Raw genomic sequence first — 25,557 nt, 5'->3', positions numbered from 1 at the left:
GGGGAGTTGAGTGTATCAAAAGTGCTCACAACTGCAAGCGTTACAGAATCAAAACAGCAATTTTATTGAGTAGAATATCTTGTTTATGTTACATACAAAATTGATAAAGATGACAAAAACATTAAAAAACAAATCATCTTAAAAGAGTAATTTCAATGATTTATATCGAAGTTGTGTCTGTGATGGTGATTTGGTTGACTTTCTGGTCACTTATCCCTCGTGATGAGTGGTGGTTTAGAGGGGCTGATTTTCCACGTTTACAAATTCTGTTTGTGGGCTTTATTGCTTTAATTGGCATGTTGTTTTGGCCGTCTGAATGGAACATATGGCGTGAGCTTTTGCTTGCAGTACTCATTGCAGCAATTGCTTATCAACTTAAAATGGTTTTGCCTTATACCTTGTTTTGGAAAAAACAGGTTAAAAAGGTAAAGCAACATCAAGTAGATCCTAAAAAGCAGATTTCACTAATTGTTTCTAATGTGCTTACACCCAATGATAAATATCATTTATTACTTGAGCATGTACGGACATTAAAACCTGATTTATTGTTGACGTTAGAAAGTGACAAGACATGGGAAAATGCTCTAAAAGAAATTGAAGAGGAGTACCCTTACCGTGTGCCTGTGCCATTAGATAATTTATATGGCATGCATTTATATAGCCGGTTACCGCTTAAAAATACTGAGGTTAAATTCATTTTAAGTAATGAAATTCCTTCTATTCATACCACTGTAATCTTACGTTCTGGGATGCCTGTTCAGCTCTACTGTTTACATCCTAAACCGCCTAGTCCAACTGAAGCAAAAGATTCAACACTACGAGATGCAGAGCTTTTAATTGTTGGAGATCAAATTAAAGATCTGGATGAGAGTTGTATCGTGATGGGAGATCTAAATGATGTCGCATGGTCACGCACAACACGTTTATTTCAACGTATTAGTGGATTACTCGATCCGCGAGTTGGCCGACACTTTATTAATACTTTTCATGCAGATTACTCTTTATTGCGTTGGTCACTTGATCATATCTTTCATAGTACAGACTTTGGTTTAGTAAAAATGCAGCGTTTATCTCATATTGGCTCAGATCATTTTCCTGTCTACGTTGTTTTACAAACAGGTCGAATATTTGAAGAGATTCAAGAAGAAATTGAAGAAACTCAAGATGATGAAGAAGAAGCTCAAGCTGCTATACAAGAAGGTATTGCTAAAGCTGAAAAAGAAGAAAAGATAGTGACTGATGAAATTGCAGAGCCTTATAAAGAGAAAAGTATATAAAAGCAGGTTGTAAGCAATATCGTACAAAGATTTGAGTCTAGGTCCAATAGGCAGGGGGAGCTAAAACCCGTATTCTACATTCATCGGCACACGGAAGCGGGAATGGATAATCCCAAGTAAGGATGCACTAAGCTGATATGGAACGACATCACGGATAAGATGTTAGAACGGAAGCAATAAAAAGAATTATATACCCTGAAAGCACAACCTCATTTACCCGAGTTTTGCAGGACGCAGAACTCGGGTTGATATTTTATATAAATACCATTTAATTATTTGTAAATTAAAGAAATATTTTTAAGGTTATCTTAATTTTAAAATCTATTTAATTATAGGTAGTTGTCCATAAGTTTTTTTATATATCCGAGCCTTTTTCGATGAAAATAGATACAAAAATTTTTTTTGATAAGTTTTTGTTTTTATAGATTATTGAAGAATAAATATAGGCTTTGGTCTATTTAGACATAAATTGGACTTGTTTAATTGGCAAATCTCAATAGAATGTGCCGATCGTTGACATGTTGGATCGTCAACAGGCATTGTTGTTTACTTCGCCGGATCGGCGGGTTGTGATTTGCTTGTGCATTTAAATTTCTGTTTGGAAATTAGTGTACATATTGAGGTTTCACTCTAAGATAGTGGTCTTCTCCCTCTCATATTTGATACTTTGCGGTGCATAAGGATTGTCTTATGAAGAATTTTAAATTTAGCCTTGCGTGGCAAATTTTAATTGCTTTAATCCTAGGGATAGTTGTCGGGGCTGTTTTACATAATCAGCCTGAAATCAAAGATAGTATTGTAAATAACGTTCTTACGCCGTTAGGTAAGATCTTTATTAGCCTGATTAAAATGATTGTTATTCCAATCGTTTTCTCTACATTGATTTTAGGTATTGCGGGTGTTGGCAGTACAAAAAGTCTTGGGCGTCTTGGTTTTAAAACCATTCTCTATTTCGAAATTATTACTACTATTGCTATTTTGGTCGGCTTGGTTGCAGCAAATATCTTCCATCCAGGTTCAGGCATTGATATGTCTCAACTGGTTCAAACTGATATTTCTCAATATAAGCATACAACTGAAGAAGTACAGTCACAGTCTCATGGTATTATCCAGACGATATTATCGCTTATCCCAACGAACATTATTAGTTCAATGGCACATGGCGAAATGTTACCAGTGATTTTCTTTGCTGTGCTTTTTGGTATTGGCTTATCTTCATTGCCAGCTACAACAAAAGACCCATTATTAAATGTATTTCATGCTGTATCGGAAACAATGTTCCGTGTGACACACATCATCATGAAATATGCGCCAGTGGGTGTATTTGGTTTAATCGCTGTAACTGTTGCAAACTTTGGTTTTGCTTCACTTATTCCATTAGGTAAATTGGTTGTATTGGTTTACGGTGCAATCTTGTTCTTTGCTTTAGTGGTACTTGGTTTAACTGCAAAAATGTTCAGCATCAACATCTTTACTTTGTTTAAGATTTTGAAAGATGAATTAATCTTGGCATATTCAACTGCGAGTTCTGAAACAGTTTTACCGCGTATTATGCAAAAAATGGAAGCTTATGGTGCGCCAAAAGCGATTTCTAGTTTTGTAATCCCAACTGGTTATTCTTTTAACCTTGACGGTTCTACGCTTTATCAAAGTATCGCAGCAATCTTTATTGCACAGCTTTACGGTATTGAAATGTCGATCAGCCAACAAGTTATTTTGGTTGTAACATTAATGATTACTTCGAAAGGTATTGCAGGTGTTCCTGGCGTATCGTTTGTTGTGTTATTAGCGACATTAGGTAGTGTTGGTATTCCTGTGGAAGGCTTAGCGTTTATTGCTGGTGTTGACCGTATCATGGATATGGCACGTACTGCGTTGAACGTTGTTGGTAACGCACTTGCTGTACTTGTTATCAGTAAGTGGGAAAAACAATATGACTATGAAAAAGCTGCTGCTTATGAAGCAACATTTAAATAAGACTGCTTTCTTTTAGTTAATAAAAAACCCGCGATGATCGCGGGTTTTTTATTACGTTATTTCAATACACTTTGATATAGCTCAAGCGTCTGGTCGCACATATCTTTTAAACTGAACATTGTCACAGGTGCGACTGTTTGCGGTTGTTCAATATGATGCTTTACTGTTTCTACTAAAGCTTTTTCATTTTCAGCTTCAACAAGACCTTGTGGATATACATGAGATAAAATCTCTGCAACACCTCCACGATTCCAGCCAATCACTGGCGTACCGACTGACAGTGCTTCTAAGGCTGTTCTACCGAATGTTTCTGCTTGATTGGATAGAGAGAGCACAATGTCGCTAAAAGCGAGCCATTCACGTATATCTGAGCGATGTCCTACAAAGGTGATCTTATCTGCAAGTCCTTTGTTTTGAATGGTGCTTTGCAACTCACTTAAATAGGCCTGTTTTTTAGCATCGGCACCCCCCACAACAACAGCATGAAGTTGAGGATATTGCGACTGAAGTTGTTGCATCAATTCAATTAAGCTTTCATGTCCTTTTAAACGCGTAATACGGCCAGGCAGACAAAGTAAAAATTTATTTTCGAGTTCAGGAAAGTCATTAAAAACTTGATTAAACCACTGTGCTGAGGGTTGGTAGTTATGCGGGAAAGCAGCTGGATCAATCCCTCGATAAATCCGGACAATATCTTGTGGTGGACAGTTTTTATAATGGTCAGTGATGTATTTAACCACGCTGTCAGAAACGGCAATTACTTTTTCTGCCTGAGTCATGATCGCACTATAGCGATTGACTGAGTAGAAACCATGTACTGTACTGATGAGGTGAGGGCGCTTATGGGCTGGTATTCCTTTTAAAGCAAAATGGGTAAGCCATGCAGGAACACGTGAGCGTACATGAACAATATCGGGCTGATGCTCTTCAATAAGTCGACGTAAAGGGCGGATTTGCCATAAGCTCGATAAAGATTTTTTATGAATCGGTAGTGTTAAGTGTTTAGAGCCCTCGGCTTCAAGTTGAGACACTAATCGTCCGCCATTTGATACAACCAAAGATTTGTGGCCTTGTGCAACCAGTGCACGTGCAATTTCCAGTGTGCCGCGTTCTACGCCACCGCTATTGAGTTCTGGGAGAAGTTGCATCACTTTCATTGATTTTGCCTTTAGGTTGTAGCAAAGCGGTGTTTTACCGGTTATTCATTTAATAGGTGGAGTTTACTCCTTACTTTTGTTTTGGCAAAAGTAACAAAACCATTTGTTGGACTAACGACACATCCTGAGCGATTCCCAAAGCACTGCTTTAGGAATCAGCGCAAGGTAGTCCAACGGGCGACGTCCTTGTCGCCTTCGCACGATAGTACATGCTGGTGTTTATTTAGATGTTTATTACTACAGTGCGGCCGTTACTAAAGATTATTTAATAGATCTCTTCATATCCCTCAGGACGTGTCTTAAATCGACGATGAAACCACATATATTGAGTTGGTGCGATGCGAAGCTGACTCTCAATAATCTTATTCACGCGGGTTGCATCATCGACTTCATCTTCGCTTGGCATATTGTCGACTGCAGGCTCAATCAAGATATGATATTTAGGGTCGTGTACATCGCCATGACGATAAAAATATAAAGGAACAGCAACCGCTTTGGAAATTTTTAATAAACGACGGTGAGCCGTTACTGTCGCAGCTGGCACTCCAAAAAATGGTGCCATAACGCCTTGTTTAAGCCCGAAGTCTTGATCGGGACTATACCAAATGGCATCACCATCTTTAAGGTGACGAATTAAGCCGCGCATATCATCATGATCAATTTGTGCTTTGTAGATTGTGCCGCGGCAGCGATAAATCAGCATATCGAGTAGTGGATTATTTTGAGGACGATAAACAACATCAGGTTCAAAATATTGAGCGCATACATAACCACCGGCATCAAGCAAAGTACTATGAGTTCCCAGTAATAAAACACCTTTGCCCTGAGCTTGAGCATCAGTAATGTGTTCTAAACCTTCAATTGTGACGCGGTTTTTAAACCAGTAAGGCTTATACCATGCGTTTAAGGTTTCAAAAATACCAAGCATCATATCTACAAAAACTTGTTTTGCTTGTTGCTGTACTTTTTCAGGTGACCATTCAGGGAAGCAAACTTCTAAATTACGAATAGTAGTTTTGCGACGAGATTTTAAATATTTCCAAGCAAGGTTTGCTAATCCATGAGCTAAACGCCATTGGATCGCCCATGGTAAAATAGCCAAAAGCATGAGGAAAGTAATCGCAATCCATACACCCCAATATTTAGGTAACAAAAAGGACCATTGAAACTCACCGGGCGTATAAGGCTGCTTTTGGCTCATAACGATATAAAGAATTTAAAAAGTTAAAACTGGCAAAAGTGTATCACGAACTGAATTTATCGTCGTAATACACAGGAGTAAATTGAAGTTTTAGAGCAGGGGGAAGAAAACAAAGTGGGTTATCGGCGGTGTTCTAAAAGAATACGAACAGCGAGTCCGGCTAATACAGTCCCCATAATCCAGCGTTGAATGCTTGCCCAAAGCGGTTTTTGCTGTAGAAAGAGCGCAATACTACCTGCAGAAAATACAATAAGTGCATTTACTGAAACACTTACAAAAATTTGTATGGTTCCGAGTTGAATGGACTGCGCTAAAATACTGCCTTGTTGTGGATGTATAAACTGTGGCAATAAAGACAAATACATAATTGCAATTTTAGGATTAAGTAAATTTGTCAAAAAGCCCATTAAAAATAATTTTAATGGTGAGTCAATAGATAAGTCTTTTACACTGAAAATAGGCGCTGCATTTGGACGTAATGCTTTCCATGCAAGCCAGAGTAAATATATGGCACCGGCAATACGAATCGTGTCATAGGCATATGGAACTGCCACAACAAGCGCTGTGATCCCGAAAGAAGCGCAGAGCATATAAAATACAAAACCAACAGCAACCCCACCGAGGGAAATAAAACCTGCTATTTTGCCTTGACTAATGGAGCGAGAGATAAGATAAATCATGTTCGGACCCGGGGTGAGTACCATCGCCAAGCAAATGAGTCCGAATGCCAAAATTTGAGAGAGATCTAGCACGGAATTATCCTTAAATATTATTATACTGATAGGTATATCATAATTATTTTATATACAGCGAAACTTTATTCATTGTCTTTTTAAATTAAAAAATAAGAATAATTCAGTATGATATGAATATCCTGATTTCATAGAAATTTATGAGAAATCTCCATATCGATGCCACAAAAGGCATCTTAATTTTTCTGGTTGTATTAGGTCATTACCTTGAAAGGTTAATTGGCTGGAACGAGCCTTTAAATCAAGCGATTTTAGGGAGTATTTACTTTGTTCATATGCCAGCTTTTATTTTTATATCGGGCATGTTTTTTAAAGAAGAGAAAATACTAGAAAAATTAATTTACTTTCTATCTTTATATTTGCCATTTCAAATTTTATTTCAATTGCTTGATGCCTTTTATAATGGAAGTCTTTGGACTGGTACATTTCATTTGGCATGGTTTGCTAAACCTTATTGGGTGTTATGGTATTTATTTGGCATGGGGGCTTGGACGGTTCTCGCTTTTTTCCTAAAAAAGATGGCATATCCACTTCTGTTTTCAATAGTTTTAGCTTTACTGGTTGGATGCTCACCCATTAATAATTACAGCTATTCGATGGGTCGAATTTTCGTATTTCTACCTTTTTTTATGGCTGGGGCGATTTATGGTAAAACCATTTTTCAGTATATATCGCAGTTGCCTTATGCAAAGTTATTTGCTGTTATTACATTATTCATCATTACTGCTGTAGCGGCTATAAGTCATTATAGTTATTACTGGTTATTTGGCAGTTTATCTTATCTACAGTTACATGTGGATGTTTGGCAAGGAATGCTGATTCGCAGTGTAATAATGTTGCTATCGGCTATGGGAGTTTTGAGTTTATTTATACTCACTCAAAGCTTTAAACAACCTTGGATTGGTTTAGGCCAAAAAACGCTGCCAGTTTATATATTGCATGGTTTTATAATTATTGTTTTGACTCATCAGTTAAGCTTTAAATATTCGGTCGAGATCAATATTTTGATTAGTCTTGTTTTGGCTATCCTGACTTGTATGGTTTTGCAGTTACAGCTATTTGAACGTTTAATTGGTTTAATTTCCTTCTTTATTTACAGACCTTTTATAAAACTATTAGAACTTTTAAAACCAAAAAAGGGCTTTAATTAAAGCCCTTTTTTATTGATTAACTGCCTTTACTCATTTGCTCAAGTTCATCCCAACGCTCTAATTTTTCAAGCAATAATTCTTCAATTTCTGCTAGGCGTTGACTTGCTTGAGTCGCAGCATCTGCATCAGACACAAACCATGAACCATCTGCAAGTTTGTCAGAAAGCTCGGCTTGTTCAACTTCCAGCTTTTCAATTTCAGCAGGAAGTTGCTCAAGTTCACGTTGGTCTTTATAGCTCAATTTCACCTTTTTTACGGTACTTTGAGCAGCAGCTTTTTCAGCTTCAGCTTTTGCCTGAGCTTTCTTAACGTCAGACTTCTGGTCTACCACTTTTTCATCTGGGCGTTGTAGTAAGTAGTCTTGGTAACCACCTATGTACTCTGCAATACCACCTTTACCATCAAAGACCCAAGTAGAAGTGACAACATTGTCCATAAATGCACGGTCATGCGAAATAAGTAATAGCGTGCCTTTATATTCAGAAAGCATCTCTTCAAGTAGCTCAAGAGTTACCATATCCAAGTCATTGGTTGGTTCGTCCATCACAATCAGGTTCGATGGTTTAAGCAATAATTTAGCAAGCAAAATACGGTTACGCTCACCACCAGAAAGGGCTTTTACTGGTGTACGTGCACGTTCAGGTGAGAACAAGAAATCTTGTAAATAACTGTAGATATGACGACGGTTGCCATTTACATCAACAAAGTCAGAGCCTTCTGAAACGTTTGCCATGACTGTTTTTTCAAGATCTAAGGCATTACGTAATTGATCAAAATAAGCAATCTCTAATTGAGTACCTGTTTTAACAGAGCCACCGTGTTCGATTTCACCTAAAATAGCTTTAATTAAAGTCGTTTTACCGACACCGTTATCACCGACTAAGCCAATACGGTCACCACGCATGACGAGCGTAGAGAAGTCTTTGATGAGTGGTTTACCATCATAAGATACGCTCAAGTGCTCAATATCAAATACTAATTTACCAGAGCGATTTGCTTCTTGAGTCGCCATGCTCACTTTGCCTTGTTGTGAACGGCGTGCTTTCGATTCTTCGCGTAAAGCTTTTAATGCACGAACACGGCCTTCGTTACGTGTACGACGTGCTTTAATGCCTTGACGAATCCAAGCCTCTTCTTCAGCTAATTTTTTATCAAATAAAGCATTTTGTTTCTCTTCGGCTTCCATTTGCTGAGCTTTAAGCTCCAAATAGCGTGAATAGTTACCTTCGTAGCCACGTAAGATGCCGCGGTCAAGTTCAACAATTCGAGTCGCAATGCTATCTACAAAAGAGCGGTCATGCGAAATAAATAGAAGTGTTAAATTATTTTGATCGAGTAGGAATTTTTCTAGCCACTCAATACTTTCAACATCTAAATGGTTGGTTGGTTCGTCTAGAAGCAATACGTCTGGCTGCGTTAAAAGAGCACGAGCGAGTAAAACACGACGTTTACGTCCACCAGATAAGTCTGCTAAGTCTGCATTTGGATCGAGACCCATTTTACTTAATAGAGCATTCACCTTATTTTCAAGTGCCCAACCGTCTAGTTGGTCTAGCTTGTGCTGAAGGTTACCCATACGGTCGCAAGCTTCCATATCGCCAAGCATACAAGCATCGGTTGCTTGGTGATACGCTTTGAGTACTTCAGCCGCTTCTCCTGCGCCGTCTGCTACAATATCAGCAACCTTACCTGAATCCATTGGAACGTCTTGGGCTAACATGGAAACCGTTAAACCATTTTGGATAGAAACTTCACCAGAATCCGGTAATAAGCTTCCCTCGATGAGTTTAAGTAAAGTAGACTTACCTTCACCATTACGCCCAATTAAACAGACTCGTTCGCCACGTTCTAGATTAAAGTTCGCGCCATCGAGCAGGGCAGGTCCGCCAAAAGCAAGTTGGACATCCCTTAGGGTAATATAGGCCATAATGTTTTCCAGAATCTCAAATGAGGATTTAAATGACTAAACCACCATATCATGATGATCAAGCGTCATTTTCCGCACCCATTGAAGATTTGCAAGTGCGAATTACATTTTTGGATGATTTAGTTGAACAATTAAATCAACAACTCGCTATTCAAACTCAGGAAATAGCTGATTTGAAAAAACAAATGCAATTGCTTTATCAACGTGTGGAATCTTCGGATTTATCAGAAGGCATTGCACCTTTTGATCCATTAACGAATAAACCCCCGCACTATTAATAAAAAGGCAAGTTCAATACTTGCCTTTTTATTAGGGGGTATTTTGAATTTTACTTAAAAACCTTGTAAAACAATCTTCCCTTTTGTTGTTCCACTTTCAATTTGCTGATGAACCCGTTTTAAGTTTTCAGCATTAATTGGGCTTAAAACTTCAGTCACAGTTGTTTTAATTTTCCCTTCATCAACCAGCTTGCTGACTTCATTTAATAGATCACTTTGTTTTTGCATATCTTCAGTCTGAAACATTGAACGCGTAAACATAAATTCCCAATGTACGGATACAGACTTCGATTTAAACGGTTTAATATCTAACTGTTCAGGGTCATCAATTAAGCCAAAATGCCCTTGTGGTGCAATCAACTCTACAATATCTGATAAATGCTGATCCGTTTGAGTGGTCGAGAACACATATGAAGGTGCATTTAAGCCTAATTGCTTGATTTGTGGGGCTAAAGGCTCGCGATGATCTAATACATAGTCGGCACCTAGTTGTTCTACCCATTCTTTTGTTTCAGGGCGTGAAGCTGTAGCAATAATCGTGAGGTTAGTTAATTGCTTAAGAAGCTGAATGGTAATTGAACCTACACCGCCAGCTCCACCAATCACTAAAATAGTTGTATTAGCAGGTGCAGTCTTTGGAACTTGCAGACGATCAAATAGCATTTCCCAAGCTGTGATTGCAGTTAAAGGGAGAGCTGCTGCCTCTGTTGCTTCTAAAATTTTTGGTTTATGACCAACAATACGTTCATCAACCAATTGCAATTCACTATTACTGCCTTGGCGATTTAAAGCACCTGCATACCAAACAACATCGCCTACTCTGAATTGAGTGACTTTATCGCCAATCGTTTCTACCGTGCCTACAGCATCCCAGCCAAGCACTTTCCAGCCGGATTCGGCACTTATATTTTTACGTATTTTGGTATCGACTGGATTTACTGAAATAGCTTGCACGCGAACTAGTAAATCGTGTCCCTTCGCAGCAGGTGTATCGAGTTCAATATCAACGAGTGATTCTGGCGATGTAATGGGACCTGCTTTTTGATATGCGACAGCTTTCATAATTGTGATTCCTCTTGTTGAGAGTTTGATCATAACGTAAGCTTAAAAATAGTGACTACAGACAAATAACGCTCATAGTGTCAAAAAGGATACTGTAAAATGGCAAAAGCTCGACATTCAAGTTTTGACTGCTCACCGGGTTGTTCAGTTGAAGCCGCGATCAGTTTGATTGATGGTAAATGGAAATGCGTCATTCTTTGGCATTTATTAAATGAAGGAACTTTACGATTTAATGAAATCCGTAAACGAGTTCCAAGCATTACGCAAAGAATGCTCACCAATCAGCTTCGTGAGTTAGAACAAGATGGCATTATTCATCGCGAGGTTTATCCTCAAGTTCCTCCTAAAGTGGAATATAGCCTGACTGATTTGGGGCTCGGGCTGGAGCAGATACTTCTTGCTCTAAAAACGTGGGGAGATGCGCATCTGAATCAGTTTGGTAAGTTAGCTAGTCTTGAAACTGAAAAGAGCGCCTAAATATTGTGCCTAGATTGCTAAGAATATCTATGAGGAAATGTTGTAGTTTTTAACCTCGTCGGTTAATTGGACATTATTTTTATGATGTAACTTGCGTTTTCTGGTCAGCTTATGCAACTCTAATAAAAGAGATTAATAGGTTTTGCTATGGACAATATCGGAATTTGGGTTACCGTTATCATTGTTCTTTTTGTGCTGGGCTCCATTTTTGGTTTAAGAGTGAGTCCGCGTGAAAAGGCACTCGGTATTATGCGAGACAAAGCCCGTAAAATGGGACTACATCCACGCATAATTGCCGCACCTGAATGGACACATGTCCCGATGGCAACTGAAAAGCGTGCCAGCATGGTTGCTTATTATAGTGTATTGATCCCCGATGCTCGTTTAACGCTCATGCGTGCTCGTGTTATAGACGGAAAATTAAAAGTAGTGCAGGGTGATGAGAAATTTAATGATTCTCCCATTGCATTAAAAGGGATTTATGCTATTGATATGCAGGCAAACTGTGTAGGCCTTTATTGGGATGAGGAATCGGACCTAAAAGCCACGCAATTAGATGAGATGAAGGCTTATCTGTTGGCCTTGGCTGAAGCCTGATTTTTAAATTTATTGGTATAGGAATAACATTTTATATGGCGAATACCTCGCGCTCTGCATCTCAAAGCACAGCATCTACTGCCTCTGCTGCACATAAACGTGCCTTAGTGATTGTGGAGTCGCCTGCCAAAGCGAAAACCATCAACAAATATTTAGGTTCGCAGTACATTGTTAAGTCTTCTGTAGGTCACGTACGTGACTTGCCAACAGGCGGCAGCAAATCAACAGAGAAAAAGCCGGCTGCCCGGACAAAACTCACTGAAGCTGAAAAAGAACAAAAAGCTCAATCTGCGCTGATTAATCGTATGGGTGTCGATCCGGAACATGACTGGAAAGCACACTACGAGGTTCTACCTGGCAAAGAAAATGTTGTTGCTGAACTCAAGAAACTTGCCAAAGATGCAGATGCAATCTATCTCGCAACGGACTTGGATAGAGAAGGGGAAGCAATCGCTTGGCACTTACGCGAAGTGATTGGTGGTGACGATAGCCGTTATCATCGTGTGGTATTTAACGAAATTACTAAAAATGCCATTCAAGAAGCATTTAAACAGCCAACACGTCTCGACTTAAACCGTGTTAATGCACAGCAAGCGCGTCGTTTCTTGGACCGTGTAGTAGGCTTCATGGTTTCGCCATTACTATGGGAAAAGATTGCCCGTGGTTTGTCAGCAGGTCGTGTACAGTCTGTAGCGGTAAAGCTTGTTGTTGAACGTGAACGTGAAATTCGTGCTTTTATTCCAGAAGAATATTGGCAAGTGTTTGCAGACACTAAGGCTAAAAAAGATGATATTCGTCTTGAGGCTGTTAAACAGGCTGGAAAAACACTTAAATTAAAGAACAAAGCTGAAACAGATGCCCTGTTGGATGTATTAAAGGGCGCTGAATATAAAGTTGCACAGCGTGAAGATAAGCCGACTAAGGTGAATCCGAGTGCACCATATATCACGTCGACTTTACAACAGGCGGCAAGTACACGCTTAGGTTTCTCTGTAAAGAAAACCATGATGTTGGCGCAACGTTTGTATGAAGCTGGTTTTATTACCTATATGCGTACGGACTCAACATTCTTGAGTGATGACGCTGTAAGTATGGTCCGTGCGCATATTGAAAGCCAGTTTGGTGAGAAATATTTACCAGCAAAGCCAAACCGCTATGGTAACAAAGCGGGTGCTCAAGAAGCCCATGAAGCAATTCGTCCGTCAAATGTTGCACTTACAGGTGATCAACTTGCAGGTGTAGAGCGTGATGCGCAGCGTTTATATGATTTAATTTGGCGTCAATTTGTTGCTTGCCAAATGACTCCGGCAGAATATTTATCTTCAACTTTAACCGTTGAAGCTGGCAATGTGGAGTTAAAGGCAAAAGGCCGTACGCTTGTATTTGATGGCTTCACTAAAGTTCGTGGTGCTAACAAATCTGATGACGATATCATTTTACCTGCAATTAAAGTGGGTGAAATTTTAAAATTAGAAAAGCTAGATCCAAGTCAGCATTTTACCAAACCACCAGCTCGTTTTACTGAAGCATCTTTAGTAAAAGAACTTGAAAAACGTGGTATTGGTCGTCCGTCAACTTATGCTGCCATTATTTCTACAATTCAAGAACGCGGTTATGTTAAGTTAGAAAATCGCCGTCTCTTTGCCGAGAAAATGGGCGAAATCGTAACAGATCGTCTTGATGAAAGTTTTAATAACCTGATGAATTATGCTTTTACCGCAGATTTAGAAGGTCAGTTGGACCGTGTGGCAACGGGTGAGCGTAATTGGAAAGAATTACTCGATACATTCTACGGTGATTTTAAAAAGCGTCTGACCAATGCTCAAGGTGAGCAGGGAATGCGCCGTAATCAACCAGTTGAAGTGCCAGCAGTACATTGTCCTGAATGTTCACGACCAATGCAGATTCGTACGGGTACTACAGGCGTATTCTTAGGTTGTTCAGGTTATAACTTGCCGCCTAAAGAACGCTGTAAAGGAACTTTGAACTTAACACCAGTTGAGTCATTAGCAGCGTTATCTGATGATGACAGTGCTGAAACCGCAGACTTGATGTCTAAACATCGTTGTCCTAAATGTGGTACAGCAATGGACAGTTATGTCATTGATGGTGGCCGCAAGTTACATGTTTGTGGTAACAACCCAGACTGTGATGGTTATGAGCTTGAAGAAGGCGAGTTCAAGATCAAAGGTTATGATGGTCCAACCATTCCATGTGATAAATGTGATGGTGAAATGCAGCTTAAAACTGGCCGTTTTGGTCCGTATTTCGCTTGTACAAGCTGTGATAATACCCGTAAAGTCTTGAAAAATGGACAACCTGTACCACCACGCGTAGAACCAATTAAGATGGAACATTTGCGCTCGACCAAACATGATGACTATTTTGTGTTACGTGATGGCGCGGCTGGTCTGTTCTTGGCTGCAAGTAAGTTCCCGAAAATTCGTGAAACACGTGCACCAAAAGTTGCTGAGCTTCGTAGTGTTGCTGACCAACTTGATCCAAAATACCAGTTTATTTTACAAGCTCCGGATGTAGACCCTGAAGGTAACCCAACGATTGTGAAGTTTAGTCGTAAGAACCAATCACAGTATGTGGGATCTGAAACACCAGAAGGTAAACAAACTAAATGGAGCCTGATTTACCAAGACGGTAAATGGATTGAAGGCTAAATAAGACAAATGAAAAATGCTAGCTCAGCTAGCATTTTTTATATCTAGAACAAGAAAAGAAAATTTAATTTTTATGGGGAACAAGAATGTGGAAAAACATTCGGATTTTGTGTCTATTGATTGTTTTATTAATCGTTGCAGTTCAAGCGTGGCGTGACCAAAACCAAGACTGGAATCAGCCTATTGTTGTGGTATTGCACCCAATAAATGTGGATGGTTTACAAACCACGCAAGCTTATATTCATCAGCTACAAAACGCTGACTTCCAAACGCTTAAAAGCTACCTAAGTGAATGGTCACAGCATTATCGTGGGCAATCTAGTAACTTTGAAATTCGTTTAGGGCAGCAACTACAGCAGAGGCCGCCTGTAGTTCCTCAAAATGCCAATATCCTGAATGTCATTTGGTGGAGCTTAAAGTTTCGTTTTTATGCATGGCGACAACAGCAACCTGAAGACAGGGACGCATCACTCAAACTTTATTTAAATTATTATGATCCAAGTTATCAAAAAGTTTTGGTGCATTCGACTGCTTTAGAAAAAGGCCGTATTGGTAGCGTTAATTTGTTTGCTACACGAGAGCAAGCCCCACAAAATCAGGTTGTTATCGTTCACGAGCTATTACACGGCTTTGGCGCAAAAGATAAATATGATTTAAAAACAGGTCAGCCGATTTATCCATTAGGCTACGCACAACCTGAAAAGGTCCCTCTTTATCCACAAACACGATCAGAAATCATGGGTGGTCGAACACCATTATCTGAACAGACCAATAAAATGCCAAGTGATTTACAAGAAACTGTAATCGGTTTACCGACTGCTCAAGAAATTGGATGGTTGAAATAAAATTGTGGATAAATACTGTTTTATCCCCATCAATTGTTAATAAACGATGCAGATCTTATACAGACAATAAATGTGAAGTACATCACTATAATGACATTATATAAACTTTCTAATACCTGATAATAAGAGTAGCCATGATGAAAACTGTAGGTAATGATTTAGTTCGTAATCAGCTACATGCTGATCGTAAATGGTATCTAATATTAGGCTTTGTGCTCATTATTTTCGGTTTGGTGTTATTTAGCTCACTGCCATTTGCAACATTTTCGGTTGTTTTCCTATTTGGTATTTTAATGATGATAGGTGGTGTGCTGCACTTGATTGCTGCCATAAGTGTATTTAAGGGCGGTAGCCGATGGCTGTGGGCACTTTTTGGTGTGCTGTATTTAATGGCGGGCTATTACGCATTTTCTACGCCTGTGACTACGGCTGTGGTTTTAACTAGCTTATTATCAATTGCCCTGATTATTGCCGGGGTAATTCGTACTATAAATGCATTTTTATTGAGACCAATCGCTGGATGGGGCTGGACCTTATTTTCCGGGTTACTAACACTCGCTACCGGTATTTTAATTTTAGTTTCTAAAGACTCACCTTTTTGGGTGTTGGGAATGTTTTTAGCAGTAGATATTTTATTTCAGGGAATCAACTTTTTAGGACTTGCTTCTGCAATTAAACATTTGCCTTCTAGTTCAAAAACGGTTTCTTAATATAAATAACGAACAAAAGGACACCTAGGGTGTCCTTTTTTGTTTTTAGTGAGTGAAGGTCCATCTCATGGCATGGGTCTGTTAAACTAAGCCTTGGTGTTTTAGCGATATGTGTTATGAGTCTTGCAAAGTTAATTAATGAATTAAATGCTCAGCAAAAAAAAGCAGCAACTACTACAGCACAAAACTGTTTGGTTTTGGCTGGAGCGGGCTGTGGCAAGACTAAAACCATTGTTGCTCGCGCAGCTTATTTAATTGATCAGGGTTTGTCAGCCAATCAAATTCAGATTTTAACGTTCACGCGCCGTGCTGCGAGTGAAATTGTTGCAAGGGTTGAACAGCATGTTGGTGCACAAGCCAAAGGCCTTCGCGCATCCACTTTTCATACCTTTTGCATGTATTTATTGCGTCGTAATCCGCAAGCGTTTGGTTTAACCCAATTTAGTATTATTGATCGTGATGATCAGTTACTCATGTTTCGCTTATTGAGAGGCAAAGACAAAGATAGTGTTTTGCCTAAAGCGGCAGAGCTGTGTGATTTATATTCTTATGCCCGAAATACGCAATCTAAGCTGTCTGAAGCGTTACTCAAGCAATTACCTGAAGCATATGAATATAAATCACAAATTGCTGAGTTAATGAAAACCTATGAACAGCGTAAAAGAGAGCGTAATTTTTTAGATTATGATGACATTTTGTCGATCGTCGCTGTTCATTTACAAAACTCGGAAGCACTGACGAATTGGGTTGCAGGCTTTTGCCAAGCTTTACTGGTTGATGAGATGCAAGATACCAATCCTTTACAGTGGGCTCTTTTGCAGCCACTGATTGGTAAGGTGAAATTATTTTGTGTGGGAGATGATGCTCAGTCGATTTACGGTTTTCGTGGTGCCGACTTTGAAAACATTCATTCGTTTAAAGAGCGGATTCCAGACGCAGTAATTCATACTTTAGATTTAAATTATCGCTCGACTCAAGAAATATTAGATTTATCAAATTGGTTACTCGCCCACAGTCCAATCGATTATCAAAAACAGTTACAGGCACATCGTGGCAAAGGACAAAAGCCACAACTCCATTTGTTTGGTAATGAATTTGAAGAAGCCAACTGGATTGCACAAGACTTAATAGAGCGGCATCAGCAGGGCGCAAATTGGTATGACCATATGGTATTAGTCCGCTCTGGCTACAGTGCTCGTTATTTGGAAGGGGCATTTATTGCTGCTGAAATTCCGTATCGTTTTATTGGGGGCGTAAAGTTACTTGAATCAGCGCATGTAAAGGATGTGCTCAGTTTATTACGTATTGTGAGTAACCCGCAGGATGACTTGGCTTGGATGCGCTTTTTAACCTTATGGGATGGTATTGGTGACGTTGGGGCCAGCAAGTTAGCACAAGAGTTAATGAGCATTAGTGAGGTTGAAGAGCGTTGCCAGCGTTTGGAGCGTCATGGAAAAGTTCCTTTACAGGCTATTTTGATTTTGAAGCAGCTTGATGTGCTACAGCAGCATGTTGAGGCAAGTATTGGACTAGCTCTTGATGCCTTAAGTGAACAGTTGGAGCAAAACTATAAAACTAAAGATTGGTCACGTCGCGCTAGAGATTTTGATTTAGTCAAACAACTAGCGCGTAAACATGCATCTCTTGGTGAGTTCCTTGAAGAATATGTGCTTGAACCAATTTCAGTTTCTGAAATTGAAAAAGCGGGTGATGATGATTTAGTGACCTTAATTACAATTCATTCGGCTAAAGGTGCAGAACAGAAGGTGTGTTATGTGCCGCATGTCTCACCAAATCAATTTCCATATGCGCGTGTGCAGGGCGATTTTGATGAAGTCGAAGAAGAACGCCGTGTATTGTATGTTGCATTAACACGTGCGGAAAATGAATTGATTTTAACGAAGCAAAATCTCAATACATGGTCACAAGATACATATGACGAACAAGGCCGTAAAATCGAAAGTTATTTCCTAAATGATTTACCTGCTCATTTGGTGCAGGCAAAAATTCATCGTCAAGTTCCGCAGCCATTTGCCAAAAAACAATGGAACACTTCACGAACAGTAAACTTAGGTTTTGGTATCGATCTCGACTAAACTACTGTATAAGACACTGTGAATACTCAAATGTGTATTGGCCTTTATTATTTAAGGCTAATCAAGGTTGGAAAATGAAAATATTAGTTCGTAATTTAGATCGTTCAGTGACTGAAGCAGAAGTTTTAGAGCTGTTTAAGGCTTATGGTAAAGTTGAGTCTTGTGTGGTTGTTACCGATAAAGATACAGGTAAATCAAAAGGTTTTGGCTTTGTTGAAATGCCGAATTCGCGTGAAGCCATTAAAGCAATCAAAGGTCTAAATACACTTAAGGTAAAAGGTTATGGTATTCGCGTTAAGGCTGCTGAAGAGTAATACTTTTATGCAACAATTTTTAGCTCTTTCTGTGGTTGCTCCAAATGGAACCTATATAGCCCAAGGTGTAAAGACACTTGAAGTCCGTTCATGGGTGCCTACAGAGTTACCTCTTAAAGATCTATTAATTGTTAAAAACAAGAATTTTTTAATCAATGATGGTGATGAGGGATAACGTAAAATTTATCAAGTCTCTCTGGATTTACCATAAATAACGTTGATTTTATCAATGGAGTCGTTAAGCTAAGAATAGCCATATTGATGGCAATTTTAGAACAGGAAAGTTTAGTTATGTCACGTGTTGCTCGTTATCATGCCGATCGTACCAATCAAAAACTCTATTTTGCGCGCCTAGCGTGTCAACAAGCAGAGCAAACTGATCATGTACAGCAGGTACAAGCGTATCGTGAAACAGCTGTCTTTCACTTGCATGGTGCGATGTTAGCATTCCTGCAAGAACTGGTACGTTATTACCGTTTAAATGACTCACAGCCGACATTAAAATCGATTGAAGAGCATATGGCGGCAAAAGGACAAGTTTCTCCTGAAGTTTCTGTTTTGCAGCAATTGGCAAAAGATGGTTTTGTTGCAGAGTTAAAGCGTGCTTACCGCATGTGCCAATATGCACCGGAACCTACTGAACCGACACCGGAAGAAGAAACTTCTTCTAATTTGATCATTAAAGTGACTCAGGGGCCACAATCATGGTTACCTGATGTGAAAATTTTGCGTGAATGGCATAGAGAGTTAAGTCATTTAATTGATGGTTTTCGTAACGAAATGGTCGAGTTCTAAAATTAAACTGTCTGAGCGCTTGAAATTTAATCCTAGTGCGCCTATATAAATAAGACGAGAGATGCAAAGTGCAAGGGTGCTTTGCCACCATGTTGAAACATGGAGGAAGTATATGTCTATACAGCAATTGAAAGAGTTATTTGGAAATCAAGAAGCAGTGTTGGAGTTAGTCCAACTCGAAGGTGGTGAGCTCGCCTTGCGTAATGCTGGTTCTGAAAAAGAGCCTTTGGTTAAAATTCAATTTAGTGATGAACTAAAAGAGATATTAGGCGAGCAAACGCCTATCGTTGCCCAGCATATGATTCAAGCTGCTTTATTTGGACTGCTAGAGAAGCAGGTTAATGAATGGCAGGCTGAAGTTGTAGATGAGCAGCCTAAATTCCTAAGTTAAAAAAAGCGTACTCTTGAGTACGCTTTTTTGTATGCGTTAATGATGTGTTGACTGATGCGCAAGCTCGATTTGATTTAAAATATGATGGCTCATATTCTTTGCCATTTCTTCTTTTGCATAGAATACTTCACCAATATTTTCATCTCGAATAACGGCAGCTTCTTCTTTACTTTCTGCACAAATTAAAACCTGAATTTGAGGGTTCAATTGTTTGGCAATATCCACAATCCGGTGAATATCTAAAATATCCATAGGGGAAATCACCAAAAGACGTGCATGCATGATATGAGCCTGAATGAGAACGCCGGGTTCAGTTGCTACACCACTTACGGCAGCAATATTTGCTTGACGTAACTTTTCTACAATTTCACGATTTTCTTCTGCAATCACGACTTTAATATTCTGATTAATTAAATTTTCAGTAATACGTCGTCCAACGCCACCATATCCTACAATTACCACTTGATCGCGTAGATAAGCCTGATCGACTTCATCTGGCAACATAGCGAGTGGGTCACCACTACGTTCAAGAAGTCGTGCCAAATGAGAGCGTTCACGAATCCAGCGTTGTACAGGTTCAACTGCCGAGAAAACAAAAGAGTTAAGCGTAATTGAGAACAAAGCACCCGCTAAAATCAGGTTTTGCGCTTCTAGAGTTAATAGACCTAAAGAAACTCCCAGTGTAGCCAAAATAAATGAAAACTCACCAATTTGTGCAAGGCTAGCCCCGACTGTCAAAGCAGTATTAATTGGATAGCGGAAGAATAAAACCAAGGCCATTGCAGCAAGTGTTTTACCCACCATAATAATCGCGATAACTGCCAAAATATGCAGTGGACGCTCGATAAGAATATGTGGATCAAACAACATTCCTACCGAAACGAAAAATAAAATTGAGAAAATTTCACGTAGAGGAAGAGTCTCTTCTTCTGCACGATGGCTAAAGTCTGATTCTTTTACGACCATACCCGCAAAGAAGGCCCCTAAGGCCATTGAAACGCCAAAGATAGCATAAGAGCCATAGGCGATTGAAACAGCTGCTGCTACGACTGTCAGCGTAAATAGCTCTCTTGAACCTAAGCGAGCAACAAACTGCATAATGATAGGCACTACACGCTTGCCTACAATGAGCATGAACGCAATAAAGCCAATCACTTTTAATAGGGTGATTCCAAGCGTTAACCAAATGTTGCCTTCTGCGCCTGCTGGTGCTTTGCCACCAAGTAAAACTGCTGTAGCTGGAAGAAGTACTAAAACAAGTACCATCACTAAGTCTTCAACTAACAGCCAACCCACAGCAATTTTGCCGTTTACTGAGTCTAAAAGACCGCGGTCTCCTAAAGCTTTTAATAAGACAACAGTACTCGCACACGATAGGCTTAAGCCAAAAACCAGAGCGGAGCCAAAGCTCCAGCCCCATAACATTGAAACGCCAATACCAAGTAAGGTGGCAACAGCAATCTGTAAAATCGCACCCGGCAAGGCAATACGACGAACTTGTAAAAGATCATTTAATGAAAAATGCATCCCAACGCCAAACATCAAGAACATTACGCCGAGTTCAGCCAGTTGGTTGGCAAGATGAATATCTGCTTCTATGCCAGGGGTATTCGGACTAATAATAATTCCGGCAATAAGATAGCCAATAAGAGGGGGAAGTCGTAGTCGGGCGGCTATATAGCCAAAAAAGAGGGCAACACCGAAACCAACAGCAAGTAAAATAATTAAATCTACGTCATGCGGCACTAAAAACTCCTTTTACGTGAGTTAGGCTAAAGACAAGCATAAAAAATGCCAAGGCGGAATATGTAGAAAGTTTAACAAAAAGGCAGGTATAAAAAAAATGCAAAAAAAAACGACTTCTTAAAGAAGTCGTTTTTTTCGACGCTAAAATTATTTGATTTTAGCTTCTTTGAAAATCACGTGTTGACGGATTTTTGGATCAAATTTTTTGATTTCCATTTTTTCCGGCATAGTACGTTTGTTTTTAGTCGTGGTATAGAAATAACCTGTACCAGCTGAAGAAACGAGACGAATCTTATCACGCATTGCTCAGACTCCTTAGATCTTTTGACCTTGAGCACGAAGGTCTGCAACAACCTTTTCGATACCCAATTTGTCAATAATACGCATACCTTTAGTGGTTAAACGAAGACGTACAAAACGTTTTTCGCTTTCTAACCAGAAACGGTGGTGGTGCAGGTTCGGCTCGAACCGGCGCTTGGTTTTGTTGTTGGCGTGTGAGACGTTGTTACCAACGACTGGACGCTTGCCGGTAACTTGGCAAACCTTAGACATGGTGTAACTCCATTGATTTAGCCAACAGCAAATCTGTGGCCAGTCATACTAAATGTAAACGGATGAATTCATTCAAGGGGCGTTTTATACCAAAAATACGATTAAAAGACAAGCGAAATTGGTAAAAACGAGGCATGATCTAGTGTAACAGATCATGCCTTGATCAGTTAACGCAACAAGGTTTTCGAAATGAAGCGATGAATTGGTTTATTGAACGGTGGAAGAATGTATTTCAAGCTATAAAGTTTTGGATTTGACATGACCGAACGTTCATGTGACAGCCCAAAAAAGCCTTCAGGTCCGTGGTATTTACCCATACCTGATGCGCCGATTCCTCCAAATGGCAAGTCATCTTGCGCAACATGGGTAATCACCATGTTAATTCCGAAATGCCCTGAATGAGTATGTTGAGAGATATAATCAGCGCGTGCCTGATCATAATCAAAATAATACATTGCTAAAGGACGCGGGCGACTATTAATAAACTCAATGACCTCTTCGATTTGGTCATATTCTAAAATTGGTAGTACAGGACCAAAAATTTCATTTTGCATAATATCCATTGCAGTTGTTACACCAGTCACTAGAGTCGGTGCAATTTTGCGGACATCATCTAAAATTTCATTTTGCGGATTAACTTCAACAATACGCGCACCTTGATCACGGGCATTTTCGAGATATCCCTGAATACGGTTGTACTGTTTATCATTAATAATAGAGGTGTAGTCTTGGTTGTTACGGAAATGTGGGTACATTCCAGCCACAATCAATTTAAAGTTTTCAATGAACTCGGCAGTTTTTCCGCGTGGCAAGAAAATATGATCTGGCGCAACACAAGTTTGGCCTGCATTCCATAGTTTACCAACAGCAATACGCTGTGCGACATCTTTCATATCTACGGAAGCATGTACCAAAGCAGGGGATTTACCACCCAACTCAAGAATAACCGGAACCAGATTTTGAGCTGCGGCTGCCATGACGGTTTTACCAACAGAAGTCGAGCCAGTGAAAATCATTTTATCGAAAGGCAAATGACTAAACGCATCAGAAATTACGCCGCCGCCATTTACCACCGCAACCAGCTCTTGTGGGAAGGCTTCAGAAAGTGCATTTTCAAGAACCTGTCCAAAATTTGGAGAAGCACTCGAAATTTTGATCATGGCATGGTTACCTGCAGCCAACGCACAAATAAGTGGACCAACAGACAGTAGTAAAGGGTAGTTCCATGGTGTAATAATGCCAATTACTCCCATTGGTTGATATTGTACCCAACCTTTTGCTGGCTGATGTAATACACTGATATGGCGTTTTGATGGTTTCATCCATCCGGTCAGGTTCTTACTGTAATATTTGATTTGTTCAAGACAGGTAAGCAACTCACCAATTTTGGTTTCCATAATGGCACGATTGCCATAATCAAGGTTAATTGCTTCGGCAATCTGATCTTGATATTTTACCAAGACTCTTTTAAGACGAGCTAAACGATCAATACGCTCTTTAGCAGTGGGTACCGGATGACGTAAGTAGGCAATCTTTTGCTGCTCAAGCAAATCTTGTAAATGCTTAACATCATAAGGAACCTGAGTCTCTGGATTTGTTTTTGTTTGACTGTTCATCGGTACTTACCAAATATACTGATATACTTATTTTTTAGAGTAAATACTCTAAAGAGTCAAGTTGGTTTCTGTGTGCAAGTCTTAACCATATGAATTAACGAAGGTTATTAAAATGTCTCTACCTAAAGCTTTGAAGACAAAAGACCGGATTTTACAAATCAGTTTGCAGCTTTTTAATGAGCGTGGCGAACGGTCTGTCACTACCAATCATATTGCTGCAGAGTTGGGCATTAGTCCTGGAAACTTGTATTATCACTTTCGAAACAAGCATGAAATTATTAAAGAATTAATGTATCAATATCAGGTCGAGACTTTGGAAATGCTATCTTTACCTGAAGACAGACCATTAACGACCAATGACAAAATTAACTATTTTCAAGTGCTCAGCGGTCAGTTATGGAACTATCGTTTTATTCATCGTGATGTTTATCACTTAGTTGAAAGTAACGAAGACTTTAAAAAAATCTACCCTCGATTTGCGGGGCAGGTGATGCAACAAGGACAACGAATTTATCAGGCCTTTGTTGATGCAGGACTTATGAAAATGACAGCTTCTGAAATTGAAGCTTTAATTATTAACCTTTGGATTGTCTTAACGAACTGGACCAACTTTCTATATATGTCTGGGCATATTAGTGACAATAATCACCTTGAAGAGAAATGGGTCTGGCAAGCATTACGTCAAATGGTTTTCTTAGAAGGCCCTTATTTGATGGGTGAAAGCCGTGCGACTTATGAACAATTGTTAGAATCACTTGGACCCTCTGATCTTTTTGCAAGCTTGTCATCCTTAAAAGATGAATAGTTGTGCTTGTTTATTTAGAGCGCTAGAATACTCGGCTTATCAAAATTTTGTCTCAATTAAGTGATATTAACCAAATGAATATGACCACTGCCAATACAGCCCGTTTACTGATTACTTGTGAAGACAAGCCTGGGATCGTACAGGCTGTATCGAGCTTTTTGTACCACCAAGGTGCAAACATTACCGCGCTTGATCAGTATGCGACGGAAGCTCAAGGCGGGCGTTATTTCATGCGTGTTGAATTTGAACTTGATCATTTACAGTCACGTAAGGATGCTTTAATTCAGACTTTCGCTGCAAATGTTGCTGAACGTTATGGCATGCAATGGCGTCTTGCTTTTGTAAATGACGTTAAAAAGGTTGGTATTTTAGTTTCTAAAGTCGACCATGCTTTGCTTGAGTTATTGTGGCGCCATGCTCGTGGTTCTTTACCTTGTGAAATTACCCACGTTATTTCTAACCATGAAGATTTACGTGAAGCAGTTGAAAACTTTGGTATTCCGTTTACTGTGATTAAGGTAACTAAAGACAATAAAGCAGAAGCCTATGCTCAAATTCATGAAATGATGCAGGGTAATGACTTATTAGTTCTAGCGCGTTACATGCAGATTTTAAGTGAAGATTTCGTTTCTAAATGGGAAATGAAAATCATCAATATTCACCACTCATTCTTACCTGCTTTCGTTGGGGCAAATCCATATAAGCAAGCCTATGAAAAAGGTGTGAAGTTGATTGGTGCAACAGCTCACTATGTGACTGCTGACCTAGACCAAGGCCCAATTATTGAGCAAGACGTTGAACGTGTGAGCCACGATTATAATGTTGAGCAGTTACGTGAGCTTGGGGAAGATGTGGAACGTAATGTGTTAGCTCGTGCTGTTAAATGGCATTTAGAAGACCGAATCATTGTAGATGGTAATAAGACGGTTGTTTTCTAATTACCTCATATTTTTAAAAGCACACTTTTGAGTGTGCTTTTTTATGGCTAAAATAAAATTAAAATGTTATAACATAACTATGATTTGAGGTTTCATTGATTACGTTCAATATAGTTGCTTAATGTTTTTTTAAGTTGAGCACGATTTGATAAGTAGTATCTGAAACCAACAAGTTTTAGTGCATTGTCTAAACATGAGAAAAGTAAAGTGATATCACTTTA

Annotated in this window: 24 protein-coding genes and 1 pseudogene; 16 read left to right on the top strand and 9 right to left on the bottom strand. The window is 39.4% G+C overall.

What is annotated here, in order from left to right; all coding sequences use genetic code 11:
- Nucleotides 1-155 precede the first annotated feature (155 nt).
- Together F984_RS16155 and gltP are read left to right on the top strand one after the other, a co-directional pair.
- Nucleotides 156-1,277, top strand: a complete 1,122-nt coding sequence (locus tag F984_RS16155; protein WP_004710699.1) for an endonuclease/exonuclease/phosphatase family protein — start codon at nt 156-158, stop codon at nt 1,275-1,277.
- A gap of 690 nt (nt 1,278-1,967) precedes the next feature.
- Nucleotides 1,968-3,254 carry a glutamate/aspartate:proton symporter GltP gene (gene gltP / locus F984_RS16150; RefSeq protein ID WP_002053256.1) on the top strand — a complete coding sequence of 429 codons (1,287 nt, stop codon included), beginning with the start codon at nt 1,968-1,970 and terminating at the stop codon, nt 3,252-3,254.
- A gap of 56 nt (nt 3,255-3,310) precedes the next feature.
- Here the strand turns inward: gltP and F984_RS16145 are convergent, their stop codons facing one another.
- From F984_RS16145 to F984_RS16135, 3 genes are all read right to left on the bottom strand, one after another.
- Nucleotides 3,311-4,411: a glycosyltransferase family 4 protein gene (locus tag F984_RS16145; protein WP_004710697.1), complete on the bottom strand. Its 1,101-nt coding sequence runs from the start codon at nt 4,409-4,411 to the stop codon at nt 3,311-3,313.
- Between the two features lie 265 nt (nt 4,412-4,676).
- Complete coding sequence (gene lpxL / locus F984_RS16140) at nt 4,677-5,612, bottom strand: LpxL/LpxP family Kdo(2)-lipid IV(A) lauroyl/palmitoleoyl acyltransferase (protein WP_004710696.1); 936 nt, start codon at nt 5,610-5,612, stop codon at nt 4,677-4,679.
- 119 nt (nt 5,613-5,731) lie between these two features.
- A complete protein-coding gene (locus F984_RS16135) occupies nt 5,732-6,364 on the bottom strand; it encodes a LysE family translocator (RefSeq protein ID WP_004710695.1) in 633 nt (210 codons plus the stop codon).
- Between the two features lie 140 nt (nt 6,365-6,504).
- Here F984_RS16135 and F984_RS16130 point away from each other — a divergent pair, with 140 nt between their 5' ends.
- Nucleotides 6,505-7,515, top strand: coding sequence for an acyltransferase family protein (locus F984_RS16130; protein WP_004710694.1), 1,011 nt, complete (start codon nt 6,505-6,507; stop codon nt 7,513-7,515).
- Between the two features lie 16 nt (nt 7,516-7,531).
- Here the strand turns inward: F984_RS16130 and F984_RS16125 are convergent, their stop codons facing one another.
- Nucleotides 7,532-9,442: an ATP-binding cassette domain-containing protein gene (locus F984_RS16125; RefSeq protein WP_004710693.1), complete on the bottom strand. Its 1,911-nt coding sequence runs from the start codon at nt 9,440-9,442 to the stop codon at nt 7,532-7,534.
- A gap of 32 nt (nt 9,443-9,474) precedes the next feature.
- Here F984_RS16125 and F984_RS16120 point away from each other — a divergent pair, with 32 nt between their 5' ends.
- Complete coding sequence (locus tag F984_RS16120; protein ID WP_002053395.1) at nt 9,475-9,720, top strand: SlyX family protein; 246 nt, start codon at nt 9,475-9,477, stop codon at nt 9,718-9,720.
- A gap of 54 nt (nt 9,721-9,774) precedes the next feature.
- On the opposite strand, the gene F984_RS16115 is transcribed toward F984_RS16120, so the two are convergent.
- Complete coding sequence (locus F984_RS16115; protein WP_004710692.1) at nt 9,775-10,782, bottom strand: zinc-binding alcohol dehydrogenase family protein; 1,008 nt, start codon at nt 10,780-10,782, stop codon at nt 9,775-9,777.
- A 99-nt stretch (nt 10,783-10,881) separates the two neighbouring features.
- Between F984_RS16115 and F984_RS16110 the strand changes: the two genes are divergently transcribed.
- The 10 genes and pseudogenes from F984_RS16110 to F984_RS16065 all read left to right on the top strand — a co-directional run bounded on the left by F984_RS16110 (nt 10,882) and on the right by F984_RS16065 (nt 19,679).
- Entirely contained in the window at nt 10,882-11,259 is a 378-nt protein-coding gene (locus tag F984_RS16110) for a winged helix-turn-helix transcriptional regulator (protein ID WP_004710691.1), read from the top strand.
- Between the two features lie 147 nt (nt 11,260-11,406).
- On the top strand, nt 11,407-11,856 hold the full coding sequence (locus F984_RS16105; RefSeq protein WP_002053270.1) for a hypothetical protein: 450 nt from the start codon (nt 11,407-11,409) through the stop codon (nt 11,854-11,856).
- Nucleotides 11,857-11,891: 35 nt separating this feature from the next.
- Nucleotides 11,892-14,528 (top strand): type I DNA topoisomerase, encoded by a 2,637-nt coding sequence (gene topA / locus F984_RS16100; protein WP_004710690.1) that lies wholly within the window; start codon nt 11,892-11,894, stop codon nt 14,526-14,528.
- An 86-nt stretch (nt 14,529-14,614) separates the two neighbouring features.
- The gene (locus F984_RS16095; RefSeq protein WP_004710689.1) at nt 14,615-15,373 is read left to right on the top strand and encodes a hypothetical protein; all 759 of its coding nucleotides are present in this window, start codon (nt 14,615-14,617) and stop codon (nt 15,371-15,373) included.
- Between the two features lie 137 nt (nt 15,374-15,510).
- Nucleotides 15,511-16,083: an HdeD family acid-resistance protein gene (locus F984_RS16090; RefSeq protein WP_006580460.1), complete on the top strand. Its 573-nt coding sequence runs from the start codon at nt 15,511-15,513 to the stop codon at nt 16,081-16,083.
- A gap of 116 nt (nt 16,084-16,199) precedes the next feature.
- A complete protein-coding gene (locus F984_RS16085; protein ID WP_004710688.1) occupies nt 16,200-18,179 on the top strand; it encodes an ATP-dependent helicase in 1,980 nt (659 codons plus the stop codon).
- Nucleotides 18,180-18,253: 74 nt separating this feature from the next.
- Nucleotides 18,254-18,493, top strand: a complete 240-nt coding sequence (locus F984_RS16080; protein ID WP_004710687.1) for an RNA recognition motif domain-containing protein — start codon at nt 18,254-18,256, stop codon at nt 18,491-18,493.
- A gap of 7 nt (nt 18,494-18,500) precedes the next feature.
- A pseudogene (locus F984_RS16075) lies at nt 18,501-18,662 on the top strand (ASCH domain-containing protein); the annotation flags it as partial.
- 122 nt (nt 18,663-18,784) lie between these two features.
- Nucleotides 18,785-19,288, top strand: a complete 504-nt coding sequence (locus tag F984_RS16070; protein ID WP_004710685.1) for a DUF6586 family protein — start codon at nt 18,785-18,787, stop codon at nt 19,286-19,288.
- Nucleotides 19,289-19,400: 112 nt separating this feature from the next.
- Nucleotides 19,401-19,679 carry a hypothetical protein gene (locus F984_RS16065; protein WP_002053465.1) on the top strand — a complete coding sequence of 93 codons (279 nt, stop codon included), beginning with the start codon at nt 19,401-19,403 and terminating at the stop codon, nt 19,677-19,679.
- A 36-nt stretch (nt 19,680-19,715) separates the two neighbouring features.
- Here F984_RS16065 and F984_RS16060 read toward each other — a convergent pair whose 3' ends face one another.
- From F984_RS16060 to F984_RS16045, 4 genes are all read right to left on the bottom strand, one after another.
- Nucleotides 19,716-21,425 (bottom strand): cation:proton antiporter, encoded by a 1,710-nt coding sequence (locus F984_RS16060; protein WP_004710684.1) that lies wholly within the window; start codon nt 21,423-21,425, stop codon nt 19,716-19,718.
- A gap of 147 nt (nt 21,426-21,572) precedes the next feature.
- Entirely contained in the window at nt 21,573-21,728 is a 156-nt protein-coding gene (gene rpmG / locus F984_RS16055; protein ID WP_001205031.1) for a 50S ribosomal protein L33, read from the bottom strand.
- A 12-nt stretch (nt 21,729-21,740) separates the two neighbouring features.
- Nucleotides 21,741-21,977 (bottom strand): 50S ribosomal protein L28, encoded by a 237-nt coding sequence (gene rpmB / locus F984_RS16050; RefSeq protein WP_000048256.1) that lies wholly within the window; start codon nt 21,975-21,977, stop codon nt 21,741-21,743.
- 167 nt (nt 21,978-22,144) lie between these two features.
- Nucleotides 22,145-23,593, bottom strand: coding sequence for a coniferyl aldehyde dehydrogenase (locus F984_RS16045; protein ID WP_004710683.1), 1,449 nt, complete (start codon nt 23,591-23,593; stop codon nt 22,145-22,147).
- A 112-nt stretch (nt 23,594-23,705) separates the two neighbouring features.
- Here F984_RS16045 and F984_RS16040 point away from each other — a divergent pair, with 112 nt between their 5' ends.
- Both F984_RS16040 and purU read left to right on the top strand, forming a co-directional pair.
- A complete protein-coding gene (locus F984_RS16040) occupies nt 23,706-24,398 on the top strand; it encodes a TetR/AcrR family transcriptional regulator (protein ID WP_002053350.1) in 693 nt (230 codons plus the stop codon).
- A gap of 74 nt (nt 24,399-24,472) precedes the next feature.
- Entirely contained in the window at nt 24,473-25,336 is an 864-nt protein-coding gene (gene purU / locus F984_RS16035; RefSeq protein ID WP_002053369.1) for a formyltetrahydrofolate deformylase, read from the top strand.
- Nucleotides 25,337-25,557: the final 221 nt, after the last annotated feature.

Source organism: Acinetobacter nosocomialis NIPH 2119, assembly GCF_000368085.1.
Lineage (GTDB): Bacteria > Pseudomonadota > Gammaproteobacteria > Pseudomonadales > Moraxellaceae > Acinetobacter > Acinetobacter nosocomialis.
This window is presented reverse-complemented; position numbering and strand designations above follow the sequence as displayed.

Bases quoted from the DNA above. Each gene is read 5' to 3' on its own strand.
- F984_RS16080 (WP_004710687.1), top strand. From the start codon at position 18,254: ATGAAAATATTAGTTCGTAATTTAGATCGTTCAGTGACTGAAGCAGAA.
- F984_RS16130 (WP_004710694.1), top strand. From the start codon at position 6,505: ATGAGAAATCTCCATATCGATGCCACAAAAGGCATCTTAATTTTTCTG.
- purU (WP_002053369.1), top strand. From the start codon at position 24,473: ATGAATATGACCACTGCCAATACAGCCCGTTTACTGATTACTTGTGAA.
- F984_RS16120 (WP_002053395.1), top strand. From the start codon at position 9,475: ATGACTAAACCACCATATCATGATGATCAAGCGTCATTTTCCGCACCC.
- F984_RS16105 (WP_002053270.1), top strand. From the start codon at position 11,407: ATGGACAATATCGGAATTTGGGTTACCGTTATCATTGTTCTTTTTGTG.
- F984_RS16085 (WP_004710688.1), top strand. From the start codon at position 16,200: ATGAGTCTTGCAAAGTTAATTAATGAATTAAATGCTCAGCAAAAAAAA.
- gltP (WP_002053256.1), top strand. From the start codon at position 1,968: ATGAAGAATTTTAAATTTAGCCTTGCGTGGCAAATTTTAATTGCTTTA.
- F984_RS16040 (WP_002053350.1), top strand. From the start codon at position 23,706: ATGTCTCTACCTAAAGCTTTGAAGACAAAAGACCGGATTTTACAAATC.
- F984_RS16045 (WP_004710683.1), bottom strand. From the start codon at position 23,593: ATGAACAGTCAAACAAAAACAAATCCAGAGACTCAGGTTCCTTATGAT.
- F984_RS16115 (WP_004710692.1), bottom strand. From the start codon at position 10,782: ATGAAAGCTGTCGCATATCAAAAAGCAGGTCCCATTACATCGCCAGAA.
- F984_RS16145 (WP_004710697.1), bottom strand. From the start codon at position 4,411: ATGAAAGTGATGCAACTTCTCCCAGAACTCAATAGCGGTGGCGTAGAA.
- rpmB (WP_000048256.1), bottom strand. From the start codon at position 21,977: ATGTCTAAGGTTTGCCAAGTTACCGGCAAGCGTCCAGTCGTTGGTAAC.
- F984_RS16095 (WP_004710689.1), top strand. From the start codon at position 14,615: ATGTGGAAAAACATTCGGATTTTGTGTCTATTGATTGTTTTATTAATC.
- lpxL (WP_004710696.1), bottom strand. From the start codon at position 5,612: ATGAGCCAAAAGCAGCCTTATACGCCCGGTGAGTTTCAATGGTCCTTT.
- F984_RS16070 (WP_004710685.1), top strand. From the start codon at position 18,785: ATGTCACGTGTTGCTCGTTATCATGCCGATCGTACCAATCAAAAACTC.
- topA (WP_004710690.1), top strand. From the start codon at position 11,892: ATGGCGAATACCTCGCGCTCTGCATCTCAAAGCACAGCATCTACTGCC.
- rpmG (WP_001205031.1), bottom strand. From the start codon at position 21,728: ATGCGTGATAAGATTCGTCTCGTTTCTTCAGCTGGTACAGGTTATTTC.
- F984_RS16065 (WP_002053465.1), top strand. From the start codon at position 19,401: ATGTCTATACAGCAATTGAAAGAGTTATTTGGAAATCAAGAAGCAGTG.
- F984_RS16090 (WP_006580460.1), top strand. From the start codon at position 15,511: ATGAAAACTGTAGGTAATGATTTAGTTCGTAATCAGCTACATGCTGAT.
- F984_RS16125 (WP_004710693.1), bottom strand. From the start codon at position 9,442: ATGGCCTATATTACCCTAAGGGATGTCCAACTTGCTTTTGGCGGACCT.
- F984_RS16110 (WP_004710691.1), top strand. From the start codon at position 10,882: ATGGCAAAAGCTCGACATTCAAGTTTTGACTGCTCACCGGGTTGTTCA.
- F984_RS16155 (WP_004710699.1), top strand. From the start codon at position 156: ATGATTTATATCGAAGTTGTGTCTGTGATGGTGATTTGGTTGACTTTC.